Here is a 15,518-nt window from a genome sequence, read left to right as displayed (position 1 = left end):
ATGTGTCAGGAACCGTATGATTGGATACAAGGCTCAATTGAGAAATTGTGTTGTCGTGGTTGCCAACCGATTTTTTCCAGCAGTAAAACCTGTTCCTATTTGTGGAAAAATTAAACCATATGTATCACTTGCAGATAGAAATTTTATCTGCGCGTGTAGATTTAGCGCAGATAGAGATTTGAACGCTGCGCTCAATCTGAATCCAATCCGGTCTGGACACGTTACAGCCGAGACCTTAAATGCGCACAAGAGCACAGTGTTATCGTGGATTTTGCGTTGATGGTGTGAATAGATACTAGAAAATCATAGGTTTTTAGTAGCGGCACTTAAAGGATCATTGCCAATGCCCATGTCGCGTCAGTCGGTTGTGGAAGCAAGCCTCGAACAAGCCAAAGTCCTGCAACGAGCGATGGCGATGTTGACCGTCGTGGGTGCGGTGGTGTTAGCAGTGCTGGTGTATTTCAGCCGCGATTGGATCATCACCCAAGCCTCGCAATTGGGTCTCAGCGAACCGTTGACGTACGCTCTGTTTATTGGTACCGCGCTCTTGGGTACTAATTTCATCACTGGCATTTTGTTTTTCCAATTCAATTCCCGCACCACCAGTGCCATGTGTCGCGCCTTAAACGCGGTTGATGATTCTTTATTGGAAGCAGCGCAGATTCACGCCGCCGGCGTTCAAACCTTGACGCTGACGGTTGAGCAAGATCAAGCGATTCAACAGCAACTGACCGAAGCGGTGCGCGACACCGAAGCCTCGGCGCTGACGCTGATCGAACGGGCGACCGCATTAAATCACTCTGCCAGCGCGTTATTGAATTATCTAACCCACTCGGCGCGTAACGCGCTGGATATGGAAGATGACATTGCGCACGGCGTCACCGACATCACCGAAGTTGCCCGTTTTGTGCAGGAATTGCCCACCAAAATTCACGACGATATGACCGCGATTCAGCGCGTGTTGGGCGACATTCACCAGCTCGAAGGGTTGGCGACGGCGATCAAGCGCATCAGCAAGCAGACGAATTTGCTGGCGCTCAATGCCGCAATTGAAGCCGCTCGCGCTGGTGAAGCGGGCAAAGGATTTGCGGTGGTGGCGGATGAAGTGCGGGCGCTGGCAAATGATGCGGCAGCAGCAGCAAATGCTATTGAAGCGGGATTAAACCAAGCCTTGAACGCGGTGGAGCGCAATTTACAATTAGATTTATTGGGTGCTTCCACGCACCAATTAGATCGCGCTAATCATGCGGTGGATTCAATTCAGCATCTGCGTGATAACTATGAAGACATGCAGCAATTTTATAAAACGCTGTTTTCCGTAGTCACGCAACACAATACGGCACTGGCGACGCAAATTAGCGATATGTTGGGAATGCTGCAATATCAAGATGTCGTGGGGCAGCGCGTGGGGCGAGTGCAAACGGCGTTAATACGACGTTGTGAATTATTCACTGCCAGCGCCAGTAATGATGATCAACTGCGCGAATTGCCGCCGCAGTTGTTGCAATTGCTTAATGATTATTTAACTGGTGAAGCCTGCCATGCGCGTTCTACGACGAATGCGGAAACGTCGGAAGTGCGGATTGAATTATTTTGAATGCGTTGTCAGTTGTCAGTAAAAAATCTGTTACAGCTTAACCTTTTCAGCAACTGTATTTTGATTAAAAAATATCCTCATCGTTCTTTGCGAACAGTCGCGCTGTCAATAATGGCAGAATACGCCCCCGCGTATTCTGCACCATTCAATTCAAGCCTGTGCGGCGACCAATCCCCGCAATTCATCCAATGAATCAATCACTGCATCCGGTTGCGCTTCTCGAATATCCACGCCGTGATTGTAGCCATAGCTCATGCAAATAATGCCAAACCCAGCCGCTCGCGCCGCTTTCACATCCGTGCCCGAATCACCAATCATCAACGCATCGGTTGGCGCGACGCCGAAATGCCGCGCCGCGTGGAGCAGCGGCATCGGGTCTGGCTTTTTGCGCGGCAGGCTGTCGCCGCTGACCACCAGCCCGAAATAATCCCGAATACCGACCTGTTGCAGCAGCGGTTCCGTGAACTGCGCGGCTTTGTTGGTGACGCAGCCGAGCGGATAACCGGCAGTGCGCAGAAATTCCAGCCCCTCGCGCACGCCCGGATACAGCACCGAGCGGGTTGAGGTGTTCGCTGCGTACAACGCGACAAAAAGCGGATATGCCAGCGCGTAATCCGCCGGGTCTGGCTCGCCGTCAAGCTGACCGATGAGCGCCCGACACACCAGCCGCTCGACGCCGTTGCCGACCCACGTCCGCACCGCCGCTTCACCCCACGCCGGACGCCCCAATTGCTCCATCATCGCGTCCACGCAAAACGTCAGATCGGGAACGCTATCCACCAGCGTCCCGTCCAAATCACACAGCACCATCTTTGGTTGCAGCATCGTCAGCAATCCGTTTTAACGACTCACCGTCGCCATCGCCGCTCGCATCTCTTTGATAATGCTGTCATAACGATGCGCATCGCTGGCGCTGGGCTTGCTGAAAATCCCCGAACCAGACACGAAAGTATCCGCGCCAGCCGCTTTCACCTCGGCGATGTTGTCGGCTTTGACGCCGCCGTCGATCTCCAGCCGAATATCAAACCCAGAGTTATCAATGATTTGCCGCGCTTGACGCAGCTTTTCAAAGGTCGCAGGAATGAAACTCTGGCCGCCAAAACCGGGGTTGACCGACATCAGCAAAATCATGTCCACCTTGTCCAGCACATAATCGAGATAACTCAATGGGGTAGCGGGATTGAACACCAGCCCAGATTTGCAGCCTTCCGCACGAATCAGTTGCAACGTGCGGTCGATGTGCTCGCTGGCTTCGGGATGAAACGTGATGTAGGTCGCGCCGGCCGCGGCGAAATCGGGAATGATCCGATCCACCGGCTTGACCATTAAATGCACGTCAATTGGCGCGGTGACGCCGTGTTTGCGCAGCGCCTCGCACACCAGCGGACCGATGGTCAGATTCGGCACATAATGATTGTCCATCACGTCGAAATGCACGATGTCCGCGCCCGCAGCGAGAACGTTGTCCACTTCTTCGCCGAGCTTGGCGAAATTTGCCGACAAAATGGAAGGTGCAATCAGGTCAGTTGTCATCGTGAAAATTCCTTATGAAATGGACAGGCTGCGGCGCTCAACTAACGCGACAGATCAATCGTTGGCTGGTTTAAGAAAGCACGAAACTCTAACTGAATGGGCTGATATTTTCACCGCACCGCAGTCGTTACCGATCATGGCGCAGATGTTGCTGTTTATCGCAAATACGCATTTATTGAGGAAATACCGCACAGATGTCCACCATTCTCAACCGACTCGTGCAAGAAGTCGCCGCCGGCACGCTCGTACCCTATCTCGGCGCTGGCGCATTAACCGGCGCAGTCGATCCCGTCACCGCTGCGCCGATTCCCGCCGACAGCGACAGCCTCATCATCGCCATGAATGACGGCAAACCAATGGCTCCGCGCCTGATGTGGGAATTTCCCCGCGCTGCGATGAATGTCGAACTCAAACGCGGACGCTCTGCCGTGCATCGTTTTTTGGAAACCACTTACAACCAGCGCACTTGGACGCGAGCGCCGCTGCACGATTGGCTGCAACACATTCGCCCGCCATATGTCATCGACATCAACCGCGACACGCAACTGCAAGATTCTTATGCAGATATTCCGCACACCTTGATTCGCGGCATCGCTCGCACGGGCGGCACGGACTATCGTTTTCGGCTGCATCATTACGATGGCGAGCGTTATCACGAAATCAATCAACAAGCGATTGATTCAACGCTGCCAATTCTATTCAAACCGATGGGAAGTCCGCGTCCTGATCCGACTTATATTGCCTCGGATGCCGATTATGTGGATTACATCACCGAATTGATGGGCGGATTTGCAATTCCCGATGTGGTGAAAACGCTGCGGATTGGCAAACGCTATTTGTTTATTGGTTTACGGTTTCAACGCGATACCGAGCGGATGATTATGTCCGACATGATTTATAACGCTGCGGCATCACCAGCGGGCTGGGCGCTCATTCCAGAACCAACGGATAAAGAACGGCGCTTTTGTGAGAAAAAAGATGTTGTGATTATTGAAGCGGATGTCGCGGATTTATTAGCGGCTTAAGCGTAGAAACCAACATCACCGCAATTAAATACTCGTCATTATTAAAGCGGAGCAATTGTTTATATTTAAGAGTGACGCAGTTAAAAAAAGTTGTCAGTTAGCGGTTGTCACCGCTAACTGACAACTCAATCACACAAACAGCGCCGGATAATCGGTGTAACCGACTTCAGCGCCGCCATAAAACGTCGCGGGATCGGGCAAATTCAACGGCGCATCCTGCTCCAGTCGCTCCACCAAATCGGGATTGGCAATAAATGCTTTACCGAAAGAGATCAAATCGGCGCTATTGCTGGCGCGAGCAGCCAGCGCCAGCTCGCGGGTGTAACCGTTATTGGCAATGTAAGTCCCGGCAAAAATTGAACGCAACCGACTGATTTGGAACGAATGTCCAGTCTCTCGCGCTCCGCCGGTCACACCTTCAATGACGTGCAAAAAACCGATCTCGCGTCGTGATAACGCCTGCGCGACATAGCTAAACAGCGGCTCGGGATCGCTGTCATCAATATCGTTGACCGGCGACAACGGCGACAGCCGCACGCCAACCCGTTCTTTTTCCCACACTTCCAGCACTGCATCAGTTACTTCGAGCAGCAGCCGAGCGCGATTTTCAATGCTGCCGCCATATTCATCGCTGCGCCGATTGGTTTTATCGCGCAGAAATTGATCGAGCAAATAACCGTTGGCGGCGTGAATTTCCACGCCGTCAAAACCGGTAGCTTGGGCATTGACCGCCGCTTGGCGATAATCAGCGATAATGCTAGGAATTTCAGCGAGTTCCAAAGCGCGGGGCAGCACCATGTCCACCATGCCGCGCCCCGTGAAGACCTGACCAACCGGCAGCACTGCGGATGGTGCCACCGGCAACGCTCCATCCGGTTGCAGTTCTGGATGCGAAATGCGCCCAACGTGCCACAACTGCGCCATGATTGTGCCGCCCGCCGCGTGAACAGCATCCGTCACCAGCCGCCAGCCCGCGATTTGCTCGGCGCTATAAATACCCGGCGTTTGAATATAGCCTTTGCCATGCGGTGAAATTTGCGTTCCCTCGCTAATAATTAAACCAGCGCTGGCGCGTTGCGCGTAATAAGTCGCCATCAATGGCGTTGGAACATCACCCGCTCCGGCACGGCTGCGGGTTAATGGTGCCATCACAATACGATTAGCAAGTTTCAAATTGCCCAATTGATACGGTTGAAAAAGATCAGTCATCAGTGGTTCTCGATTCTGTAGGTTGGGTTGCCGCTTTTGGCAACCCAACAAATGAAACTAACATTACCGCAATTAAATACCCGTCATTATCAAAGCGGCACAATTTTTATATCTCAGCGATTCAGTTGGGTTGACGCTGTCAACCCAACCTACCATTAAAACAGCAATGGCAGCACATCTTCATAACGCGAGGCAAAATGTACTTTTAAGCCCTTGCGAACGTGCTCCGGCACTTCATCAAAATCGCTGCGATTCTCTGCCGGCAAAATGATTTCTTTGATTTTAGCGCGACGCGCTGCAATCAATTTCTCTCGAATACCACCAACTGGAAATACTTCACCAGTTAAAGTAATTTCGCCAGTCATTGCAAGCCGCCGCACCGGTTGATTGCGGGCTAATGATAATAATGCACTCACCAATGTAATACCCGCCGATGGACCATCTTTTGGCGTTGCGCCCGCTGGGACATGAACGTGAATAAAAGCCATCTCAAAAAATGTCGGATCAGCACCGAATTGTTGCGCATGACTCACTAAATACCCATACGCAATTTCGGCCGATTCTTTCATCACATCGCCGAGTTGACCGGTGAGCTTAAAACCGCGTGTAAAACTATGCGTTCGCGCCGCTTCAATCGACAGCGTCGCCCCGCCCATCGCCGTCCACGCCAAGCCCGTGACCACGCCCGGTCCGGTCAGTTTGCGCTCATCGCGGAACACCGCCCCGCCGAGATAATTCGGCAATTGCGCAGCAGTAATTGTCAGCGGTGCCACCGTGCCCTCCAATAAACGCACCGCCACTTTGCGCACAATTTTGCCGAGTTGTTTTTCTAAACGCCGTACTCCCGCATCACGCGCATAACCATCAATTAACGTGCGCAACGTTGCAGTATCCAATTTCACCGTGTCTTTATTCAAGCCGGCGCGTTCCAATTGCCGTGGCAAAAGATACTTTTTCGCAATTTGGAGTTTTTCCTCCGCGATATAGCCGGATAATTGAATCACCTCCATCCGATCCAATAACGGTGCCGGAATGGTATCTAATTGGTTCGCAGTGCAAACAAATAACACTTTAGACAAATCAAAGCGCAAATCTAAATAATGATCGAGAAAATCAACATTCTGCTCTGGATCAAGCACTTCTAATAATGCAGATGCGGGATCGCCATGATAAGACGCGCCAATTTTATCAATCTCATCCAGCAAAATCACCGGATTGGCAGTTTCCGCATCTTTCACTGCTTGCAAAAACTTCCCCGGCATCGCGCCAATATAGGTACGGCGATGCCCTTTTATCTCCGCTTCATCGCGGATGCCGCCGACTGAAAAACGAAAAAAGCGCCGTCCCAACGCATCAGCAATGGAGCGTCCAATGGAGGTTTTACCCACACCCGGCGGCCCAACTAATAAAATAATCGACCCCGCAATTTCACCCTTGTGAATACCAACAGCGAGAAATTCGAGAATTCGATCTTTCACATCTGCCAAGCCGTAATGATCGTGGTCAAGAACGCGCCGCGCCCGCTTCAAATCCAACTTATCTTTAGAATGTTTGCCCCAAGGCAATAGCGTGATCCAATCCAAATAATTGCGCGTGACGGCATATTCTGGCGAGCCAGTTTCTAACATGCCCATCTTCTCCAGTTCTTCACCGACCCGCTTTTGTGCCTGCTCGGTCAACACCAAACCTTTTAAGCGCGTTTGGAATTTATCAATCTCAGCAGTGCGATCATCTTTGGCAATGCCGAGCTCTTTTTGAATCGCCTTCATCTGCTCGCGTAAAAAGAATTCACGCTGCTGTTTGTGCATCTTCTCTTCAACAGTGCGGCGGATTTTTTGCTGGGCGCGAGCGAGTTCGAGTTCATTATTTAAGAGCACCAGCACCTTTTCCATCCGCGATAGCAGCGGCACCAATTCCAACACTTCCTGCAATTGATCCTTGTTGGCGGTGGTCAAACTGGCTGCAAAATCAGATAAATGCGAGGGATCATCCGGGCCAAACCGATCTAAAAACATCCGCAATTCTTCAACGTACAGCGGATTGAGCGGGAGCAATTCTTTAATGGTGTTAATCACCGCCATTGCGTATGCTTTGACATCTGAACTCGGCGTTCCGCTGGGTTCTGGTAAATAGGTGACACGCGCATAAAACGGCACTGCGCCATTCACCCAATCCGCAATCCGAAACCGTTGCAAGCATTCAACCAATACCTGCAAATGTTCATCTTGTTGATGAATGCGATGCACTCGGCATACGGTGCCAATCGCACGAAAATTCACCGGTGTGGCTTCTTCTGATGTCTCACTATTCACTAATACCACGCCGAGTATTTTGTGCTCCGTATCGGCAACTGCACGCATGGTCGCAGTCCAATGTGCAGCATCCATCATTAACGGCACGGCTTGCCCAGGAAAGAATGGACGCGACGCAACCGGCAATAAATGAATTTCAGTAGGCAATACATCATTAGCGCGGGCAAGTTGAATGGAATCATCTGCTGTTGACGCCGCATCATGTTCTAATGTGTTGTCATCCGCTGATGGTGTAGCATCGTGTTCTAAAGTGTTGTCATCCGTATCCGTCATTACAAATGCTCCAGTTCATTTTTTGTGTGAATCGTTAAACAGTTTTGCGGTTTAACGCTTCTTTTTTAGCAAGAGAAAACCTCCATTTTTGTATAATGGAGGTTGAAAATCGTTATCGCAACTGCGTAATGTCGCGCACTGCGCCATGTGCCGCGCTGGTGGTCATTGCCGCATACGCCCGCAGCGCCGCTGACACTTCACGCTCCCGCGCCAGCGGTTGCCATGCCGCCGTACCCCGCGCCAACATTGCATTGCGCCGCGTCGCTAATGTCTCATCATCAAGCAATACGTCAATCCGCCGGGCTGGAATATCAATTGCGATTTGATCGCCATTTTCAATTAAAGCAATCACGCCACCTTCCGCAGCTTCCGGTGATACATGACCAATTGATAATCCTGAAGTACCACCCGAAAACCGTCCATCAGTAATCAATGCGCAGGCTTTACCCAGTCCTTTTGATTTCAAATAGCTGGTTGGATAGAGCATTTCCTGCATTCCGGGCCCACCTTTTGGCCCTTCGTAGCGAATGATCACGACATCACCAGCTTGAATTTGCTCAGTGAGAATTGCGTTTACTGCGTCCTCTTGGCTTTCAAAAATACGCGCCGGGCCGGTAAATGTCAGGTTTGCCGCATCAACGCCCGCCGTTTTGACGATGCAGCCGTCCGCTGCCAGATTGCCAAACAGCACCGCCAAGCCACCGTCGCGGCTATACGCATGATTTAGATCACGAATACAGCCGCCAGCGCGATCCACATCCAACGTCGCCCACTGCGCATGTTGGCTGAACGCAACCTGCGTCGGCACTCCGCCGGGTGCGGCGAGATACCGGTGCTGCGCGGTCGAAGTCACTGTTTTTCCAGCAATATCCCACTCCGCCAACGCCGCGCCGAGGGTTGCGGAATGCACGGTTTGGCAATCGCGGTGCAGCAATCCGGCGCGATCTAATTCACCCAAAATTCCAATGACGCCGCCTGCTCGATGCACATCTTCCATATGAAAAAGCTGCGTCGCGGGTGCAACTTTGCACAAATTGGGTACCTGCCGACTGAGGCGATCAATATCCGCCATTGTGAAATGAACGCCCGCTTCGTGCGCAGCCGCTAATAAATGCAGCACCGTATTCGTGGAGCCACCCATTGCAATATCTAAACTCATTGCGTTTTCAAAGGCAGCAAAGGTTGCAATTGAGCGCGGTAAGACGCTGGCATCATCCTGTTCATAATAACGGCGCGTCAATTCGACAATTAAACGACCAGCTTCTAAAAATAGCGTTTCGCGTTCGGCATGAGTGGCGAGTAATGAGCCATTGCCGGGTAAACCAAAACCAAGTGCTTCAATTAAACAATTCATGGAGTTGGCAGTAAACATGCCGGAGCAGGAACCGCAAGTCGGGCACGCCGAGCGTTCTAATTGCGCAACATCGGCGTCACTTTCATTCGGATTAGCCGCTGCAATCATGGCATCAATTAAATCGAGCGCGTGTTCACCATCGCTGCGCAATATCTTTCCCGCTTCCATTGGCCCGCCGGAAATAAACACAGTAGGAATGTTCAAACGCAGTGATGCCATTAACATGCCGGGCGTGATTTTATCGCAATTGGATAAACACACCAGCGCATCAGCACAATGCGCATTTGCCATGTATTCCACCGAATCCGCAATTAAATCACGCGACGGCAGCGAATAGAGCATTCCGCCGTGTCCCATTGCAATTCCATCATCAATGGCGATGGTATTAAACTCTTTTGCTACGCCACCCGCCACTTCAATTTGACGTGCAATTAACTGTCCCAAATCTTTCAAATGAACATGACCGGGCACGAATTGCGTAAACGAATTGACGACGGCAATAATTGGCTTATTAAAATCGGCATCGGTCATACCCGTTGCCCGCCATAATGCACGAGCACCAGCCATATTGCGCCCGTGAGTGGTTGTGCGTGAACGATAGTGCGGCATAGTAGTCAGTCCTGTTGAAAAGTAAGGCGTAACATTCAAGGATACGGGATAACGCTTTTAACGGGTATTCTGCGCTGTTTTTTTCATCAATTGTATAACCGTCAATGGTGGTAAATATGTCATTTCTTGACAAGCTCCGCGCTTGTAATACTTGGAATTCAGAACACTTTTTACCGTTTTATCTCAACGGTGAGCGCATCGGCAGCCTGCGCCCGGCAGCGGCAGAACAGTTGCGGCGCTGGCCACAGCAGTTTGAGGTGACGTTAGCGGCCGTGTATTGGTACGGAGCGCCCGCTGATTTCGCCGCACGTTCGGCGATTTTAGCCGATATAGTGGCGGAATTCGCCGCACAAGAGCTGATCACGCATCAGCACGGCGAGCTGTACCCGGTGACGGCGAGCACCCGCGAACAGGCGCGTTGTTTGATTGATCGGGCGGCCGCGCCATTCTTTGGAATGCGTGCGTTTGGGCAACATCTCAACGGTTTTGTCCGTACCGCGCACGGTTTGGAGCTGTGGGTGGGGCGGCGGGCGGCGAATCGGCGTCATTATCCCAATTGTCTCGATCATCTCGTGGCCGGCGGGCTGCCAGCGGGGTTGAGTTTGGCAGACAATTTGCGCAAAGAATGTGCGGAAGAGGCGGGAATGGCGGCGAAATTGGCGGATCAGGCGGTCGCAGTTGGCGCGGTGAGTTATTGCCAAGACTCGGCGCGAGGTTTGAAACCGGATGTGATGTATTGCTATGACCTTGAATTGCTAGAAGATTTTGTGCCGCGCTGCACCGATGGCGAAGTGGACAGTTTTGTGCGAATGCCGGCAGCGGAAGTGCTGGAACTGGTGCGCGACAGTGATCAATTCAAATTGAATTGTAATTTGGTCATTATTGATTTTCTGATTCGACACGGTTTAATAACGCCTGCAGAGCCGGATTATTTAGAATTGGTGCGCGGTTTGCGCGTAAAGCTGCCAGAATAATCGCCGCAATTTTCCGCTAACAGGTTAATTCAGTTATAATGAGATTAACCTCATGTGCCGCTGTTAGCAACAGCGGCAAGTTTATCAACAACACGGTGAAGCACATGAATAATAACGAACTGTATTATGGCGACAATCTGGACGTGCTGCGCAATAAAATTGAAAAAGACAGCATTGATTTATGTTACATCGACCCGCCGTTTAACTCCAAGCGCAATTATTTCCAGATTTATACCAATGTCGGCAAGGAAGATCAGGCGCAAGCGCAAGCATTTATTGATACTTGGACGTGGAATGCGTTGGCGGATCGCGCTTTAATGGAGATCATTGGCAATGAAGGCGGACGTTATACGCGCCAGACGATTGAATTGCTCAAGGGATTGGATGCAGTGTTGGGGCGCAGCGGTTTATTATCCTATTTAGTGAGCATAACGCAGCGGGTAAATGAGATTCAGCGCGTGTTAAAACCAACCGGCAGCTTTTATCTACATTGCGATCCCACCGCGTCGCATTATTTGAAGCTGATTTTAGATAGTGTGTTTTGTGCGCGGGGTGGAGATTATTTGAATGAGATCGTGTGGCCACGCACTAATGCGCATAACATGAAAACTCGTGGTTATGTACGCTCAAATGACATCATCTTTTTTTATACAAAAAGTCAGAACTTTGTGTGGAATAAATCCCATACTATTTATTCACCTGCGCAGCTTAAACGCTATAAACCAGATGAAAATGGTCGTTTATTTACGGGTCAAGATTTAACGCTTTCTGGCAATACCTATCGCAATTTTGTTTGGCGTGGTACCAAACCTGCTAAAAACAGAGGATGGGCATTTAGTGAAACCCGACTTGAAAAGTTATGGGAAGAGGGAAAAATTCTAACGAAACTTGATGGCAGACCTCGTTTAGATGGATTAAAAGTATATCTTGATGAACGACCGGGTAAGCCGATTGACACCAATTGGATTGAAATTGAACGAATTGGTAATACTAGCAGAGAGCGCCTCGGCTATCCCACGCAAAAGCCAGAGGCATTATTGGAGCGCATCATTCAAGCCAGCAGCAATGATGGCGATGTGATTTTGGATGCGTATTGCGGTTGCGGTACCACTGTTGCGGTTGCGCAGCGTCTCAATCGCCGGTGGCTTGGGATTGATATTACTTACCAGAGCATTGCCGTCGTTCTCAAACGCTTGGAAGATCAGTTTGGTGCTGATGTTCTGAATACGATCACGTTAAACGGTATTCCGCGTGATATGGAGTCAGCGATTGCGCTGGCGAATAAAAAAGATGATCGGGTGCGCAAAGAGTTTGAAAAATGGGCAGTATTAACTTACAGCAAAAATCACGCGATCATCAATGAAAAGAAGGGCGCAGATCGCGGCATTGATGGCATTGTTTATATTGCCACTGATTCCAATAGTACTGCGCCCGTTGTCTTTCAAGTTAAATCTGGCAAAGTTGGTCGCGGCGATATTGCTAAATTGAACAGTGACCGCATCCGTGAAAAAGCCGTGATGGGTATTTTTATCACGCTGCAAAAGCCCACTGCTGACATGAAAAAAGAGGCGCTGGATGCTGGTTTTTATCATCATGTGCTATTTCATCGTGATGATCCGGTGATTCGTATTGTGACCGTGCAGAACATGATTGAAAAGCGAGAACTGATTGATTTACCGCTGTTGCATTCAGTATTGAAAACTGCCGCCAAATCGAACACTGAGGAACAGTTTAATATCTCGTTAGATGAGACAGAACCTGACGAGTAAGCACATGAATAATAACGCACTGTATTATGGCGACAATCTGGACGTGCTGCGCAATAAAATTGAAAAAGACAGCATTGATTTATGTTACATCGACCCGCCGTTTAACTCTAAGCGCAATTATTTCCAGATTTATACCAATGTCGGCAAGGAAGATCAGGCACAAGCGCAAGCATTTATTGATACTTGGACATGGAATGTGTTAGCAGATCGCGCTTTGTTGGAAATTATCGGCAATGAAGGCGGACGTTATACGCGCCAAACCATTGAATTGCTCAAGGGATTGGAAGCAGTGTTGGGGCGCAGCGGTTTATTATCTTATCTCGTGAGTATAACGCAGCGGGTGAATGCGATTCAGCGCGTGTTAAAACCCACCGGCAGCTTTTATTTACATTGCCATCCCACCGCGTCGCATTATTTGAAGCTGATTTTAGATAGCGTGTTTTGTGCGCGGGGTGGAGATTATTTGAACGAGATCGTGTGGCGTTATCAAACTGGTGGCGTGAGTAAAAAGTGGTTTGGACGCAAGCATGACATTATTTTTTTGTACATAAAATCTAAAAAATACCAATTTTATCCACAGCGCGTTCTGGTACCAAGAACTGATGAAGTTTTACGACGGATTAAGAGTGGAACTCCAGGAGCAACCCGCGCAGTTACTATAGAAAAATTGCCTGATGATATATTTGATATTCAAGCATTAAATGCGATGGCGACTGAACGCCTCGGTTATCCCACGCAAAAGCCAGAAGCGTTATTGGAGCGGATCATTCAAGCCAGCAGCAATGAAGGCGATGTGATTTTGGATGCGTATTGTGGTTGCGGTACCACCGTTGCAGTTGCGCAGCGATTGAAACGCCAATGGCTTGGGATTGATATTACTTATCAGAGCATTGCGGTTATTCTGAAACGGCTAGAAGATCAGTTTGGTGCTGATGTTCTGAATACGATCACGTTAAACGGCATTCCGCGTGATATGGAGTCAGCGATTGCGCTGGCGAATAAAAAAGATGATCGGGTGCGCAAAGAGTTTGAGAAATGGGCGGTATTAACTTACAGTAAAAATCACGCGATCATCAATGAAAAGAAGGGCGCAGATCGCGGCATTGATGGCATTGTTTATATTGCCACTGATTCCAATAGCACTGCGCCCGTTGTCTTTCAAGTCAAATCTGGCAAAGTTGGTCGCGGCGATATTGCTAAATTGAACAGTGACCGCATCCGTGAAAAAGCCGTGATGGGCATTTTCATCACGCTGCAAAAGCCCACTGCTGACATGAAAAAAGAGGCGCTGGATGCTGGTTTTTATCATCATGTGCTATTTCATCGTGATGATCCGGTGATTCGTATTGTGACCGTGCAGAACATGATTGAAAAGCGAGAACTGATTGATTTACCGCTGTTGCATTCAGTGTTGAAAACTGCCGCTAAATCGAACACTGATGAACAGTTTAATATCTCATTAGATGACACTGCGCTAGATGAATAAATAATCACCATCATACGCACATGACTATTTATAAATATGATGCGCTGGTTTATACTTGATGCGACATCTTAAATCACCCCTCACTCCAATTTTTTAAAGTGGGGAATTCATACAACCAATGAATGTGCAGAACTTGTTATGAATACAGCACCAAATTTAATCACTCGCCATGCCACAATTTCCGTCGCTATCGGTGCAATTCAATTGGGTGGAAATTATCCAATTGTCATTCAATCAATGACGAATACGGATACTGCCGATATTGCAGCAACTGTGCGCCAAGTTGCTGATTTAGCACGCGCTGGATCGGAATTGGTGCGGATTACCGTCAATCACGAAGCCGCAGCTAAAGCAGTGCCTTTCATTCGTGATGCACTTGATACGCAGGGCTGCGCAGTACCATTGATTGGAGATTTTCATTTCAATGGACATCGGTTATTAACCGATTATCCTGAGTGCGCTCAAGCACTTGCGAAATATCGTATCAATCCCGGCAACGTCGGTACCGGCGAAAAACGCGATAGTCAATTTGCGACGATGATTGAATTGGCGTGTCGTTATCAGCGTCCGGTGCGGATTGGCGTCAATTGGGGCAGTTTGGATCAGGAATTGATTGCGCGATTGATGGATGAAAACGCTCGTGCCGCCGCGCCGCGAGAGGTGAGCGCGGTGATGCACGCGGCGATGGTGGAGTCGGCGATCTCCAGTGCCGAGCGTGCTGTCGCCCTCGGTTTATCACAAAACCAGATCATTTTGTCCTGCAAAATGAGTGGGGTACAGGATTTAATTGCAGTTTATCGCCAGCTCGCAGCGCGGAGCGATTACGCGCTGCATCTTGGTTTGACCGAGGCGGGCATGGGTTCAAAAGGAATTGTTGGCTCGACGGCGGCGCTCGCGGTGCTGTTGCAGGAAGGGATTGGCGACACGATTCGCGTCTCGTTGACGCCTGCGCCGGGCGAGGCGCGAACGCGGGAAGTGATTGTTGCACAAGAGATTTTACAGACGATGGGGCTGCGTTCTTTTGCGCCGATGGTCACGGCTTGCCCCGGCTGCGGGCGCACTTCCAGCGATACGTTTCAACATCTGGCGCAAAACATTCAGGGTTATTTGCGCGAGCAGATGCCGACGTGGCGCAGTCAATATCCCGGAGTGGAGACGATGCAGGTTGCGGTAATGGGCTGCGTCGTGAATGGTCCCGGCGAAAGTAAACACGCCAATATCGGTATTAGTTTACCGGGCAGCGGTGAACATCCCGCCGCCCCGGTATTTATTGATGGTGAAAAGGTGGCGACATTAAAAGGCGAAGGCATTGCCGAACAATTCAAGCGCATGGTTGATGAATACGTTGATGCGCATTATGGGCGCAGTTGAATAAAA

12 protein-coding genes are annotated in these 15,518 nt (G+C 50.0%); 7 read left to right on the top strand and 5 right to left on the bottom strand.

Annotated elements, in window-relative coordinates; translation table 11 throughout:
* Positions 1-16: 16 nt before the first annotated feature.
* Both CKO12_RS15370 and CKO12_RS06525 read left to right on the top strand, forming a co-directional pair.
* On the top strand, positions 17-280 hold the full coding sequence (locus CKO12_RS15370) for a zinc ribbon domain-containing protein (RefSeq protein WP_200153941.1): 264 nt from the start codon (positions 17-19) through the stop codon (positions 278-280).
* A gap of 63 nt (positions 281-343) precedes the next feature.
* A complete protein-coding gene (locus tag CKO12_RS06525; RefSeq protein ID WP_200153940.1) occupies positions 344-1,597 on the top strand; it encodes a methyl-accepting chemotaxis protein in 1,254 nt (417 codons plus the stop codon).
* 150 nt (positions 1,598-1,747) lie between these two features.
* Here the strand turns inward: CKO12_RS06525 and CKO12_RS06520 are convergent, their stop codons facing one another.
* Together CKO12_RS06520 and rpe are read right to left on the bottom strand one after the other, a co-directional pair.
* The gene (locus CKO12_RS06520; RefSeq protein WP_200153939.1) at positions 1,748-2,422 is read right to left on the bottom strand and encodes a phosphoglycolate phosphatase; all 675 of its coding nucleotides are present in this window, start codon (positions 2,420-2,422) and stop codon (positions 1,748-1,750) included.
* Positions 2,423-2,437: 15 nt separating this feature from the next.
* Complete coding sequence (rpe, locus tag CKO12_RS06515) at positions 2,438-3,130, bottom strand: ribulose-phosphate 3-epimerase (protein WP_105074579.1); 693 nt, start codon at positions 3,128-3,130, stop codon at positions 2,438-2,440.
* Between the two features lie 194 nt (positions 3,131-3,324).
* Here rpe and CKO12_RS06510 point away from each other — a divergent pair, with 194 nt between their 5' ends.
* Positions 3,325-4,155 carry an SIR2 family protein gene (locus CKO12_RS06510; protein WP_200153938.1) on the top strand — a complete coding sequence of 277 codons (831 nt, stop codon included), beginning with the start codon at positions 3,325-3,327 and terminating at the stop codon, positions 4,153-4,155.
* Between the two features lie 129 nt (positions 4,156-4,284).
* On the opposite strand, the gene CKO12_RS06505 is transcribed toward CKO12_RS06510, so the two are convergent.
* From CKO12_RS06505 to ilvD, 3 genes are all read right to left on the bottom strand, one after another.
* Positions 4,285-5,364 (bottom strand): alkene reductase, encoded by a 1,080-nt coding sequence (locus CKO12_RS06505; RefSeq protein ID WP_200153937.1) that lies wholly within the window; start codon positions 5,362-5,364, stop codon positions 4,285-4,287.
* Positions 5,365-5,519: 155 nt separating this feature from the next.
* Positions 5,520-7,949: an endopeptidase La gene (lon, locus tag CKO12_RS06500; protein ID WP_200153936.1), complete on the bottom strand. Its 2,430-nt coding sequence runs from the start codon at positions 7,947-7,949 to the stop codon at positions 5,520-5,522.
* Between the two features lie 112 nt (positions 7,950-8,061).
* Entirely contained in the window at positions 8,062-9,912 is a 1,851-nt protein-coding gene (ilvD, locus tag CKO12_RS06495; RefSeq protein ID WP_200153935.1) for a dihydroxy-acid dehydratase, read from the bottom strand.
* 116 nt (positions 9,913-10,028) lie between these two features.
* Between ilvD and CKO12_RS06490 the strand changes: the two genes are divergently transcribed.
* The 4 genes from CKO12_RS06490 to ispG all read left to right on the top strand — a co-directional run bounded on the left by CKO12_RS06490 (position 10,029) and on the right by ispG (position 15,512).
* Positions 10,029-10,886 carry a DUF4743 domain-containing protein gene (locus CKO12_RS06490; RefSeq protein WP_200153934.1) on the top strand — a complete coding sequence of 286 codons (858 nt, stop codon included), beginning with the start codon at positions 10,029-10,031 and terminating at the stop codon, positions 10,884-10,886.
* Positions 10,887-10,990: 104 nt separating this feature from the next.
* Positions 10,991-12,655 carry a DNA methyltransferase gene (locus tag CKO12_RS06485; RefSeq protein WP_200153933.1) on the top strand — a complete coding sequence of 555 codons (1,665 nt, stop codon included), beginning with the start codon at positions 10,991-10,993 and terminating at the stop codon, positions 12,653-12,655.
* 4 nt (positions 12,656-12,659) lie between these two features.
* A complete protein-coding gene (locus CKO12_RS06480; RefSeq protein WP_200153932.1) occupies positions 12,660-14,141 on the top strand; it encodes a DNA methyltransferase in 1,482 nt (493 codons plus the stop codon).
* 138 nt (positions 14,142-14,279) lie between these two features.
* Positions 14,280-15,512, top strand: a complete 1,233-nt coding sequence (gene ispG, locus CKO12_RS06475; RefSeq protein WP_200153931.1) for a flavodoxin-dependent (E)-4-hydroxy-3-methylbut-2-enyl-diphosphate synthase — start codon at positions 14,280-14,282, stop codon at positions 15,510-15,512.
* Positions 15,513-15,518: the final 6 nt, after the last annotated feature.

It is taken from the genome of Chromatium okenii (assembly GCF_016583745.1).
Lineage (GTDB): Bacteria > Pseudomonadota > Gammaproteobacteria > Chromatiales > Chromatiaceae > Chromatium > Chromatium okenii.
The sequence above is the reverse complement of the archived record's forward strand: the minus strand, read 5'-3'. Positions and strand labels throughout refer to the sequence as shown.

What these genes read in the sequence shown, in the direction of transcription:
- CKO12_RS06485 (WP_200153933.1), top strand. Translation starts at nt 10,991, where the DNA reads ATGAATAATAACGAACTGTATTATGGCGACAATCTGGACGTGCTGCGC.
- CKO12_RS06505 (WP_200153937.1), bottom strand. Translation starts at nt 5,364, where the DNA reads ATGACTGATCTTTTTCAACCGTATCAATTGGGCAATTTGAAACTTGCT.
- ilvD (WP_200153935.1), bottom strand. Translation starts at nt 9,912, where the DNA reads ATGCCGCACTATCGTTCACGCACAACCACTCACGGGCGCAATATGGCT.
- CKO12_RS06525 (WP_200153940.1), top strand. Translation starts at nt 344, where the DNA reads ATGCCCATGTCGCGTCAGTCGGTTGTGGAAGCAAGCCTCGAACAAGCC.
- rpe (WP_105074579.1), bottom strand. Translation starts at nt 3,130, where the DNA reads ATGACAACTGACCTGATTGCACCTTCCATTTTGTCGGCAAATTTCGCC.
- lon (WP_200153936.1), bottom strand. Translation starts at nt 7,949, where the DNA reads ATGACGGATACGGATGACAACACTTTAGAACACGATGCTACACCATCA.
- CKO12_RS15370 (WP_200153941.1), top strand. Translation starts at nt 17, where the DNA reads ATGATTGGATACAAGGCTCAATTGAGAAATTGTGTTGTCGTGGTTGCC.
- CKO12_RS06490 (WP_200153934.1), top strand. Translation starts at nt 10,029, where the DNA reads ATGTCATTTCTTGACAAGCTCCGCGCTTGTAATACTTGGAATTCAGAA.
- ispG (WP_200153931.1), top strand. Translation starts at nt 14,280, where the DNA reads ATGAATACAGCACCAAATTTAATCACTCGCCATGCCACAATTTCCGTC.
- CKO12_RS06510 (WP_200153938.1), top strand. Translation starts at nt 3,325, where the DNA reads ATGTCCACCATTCTCAACCGACTCGTGCAAGAAGTCGCCGCCGGCACG.
- CKO12_RS06480 (WP_200153932.1), top strand. Translation starts at nt 12,660, where the DNA reads ATGAATAATAACGCACTGTATTATGGCGACAATCTGGACGTGCTGCGC.
- CKO12_RS06520 (WP_200153939.1), bottom strand. Translation starts at nt 2,422, where the DNA reads ATGCTGCAACCAAAGATGGTGCTGTGTGATTTGGACGGGACGCTGGTG.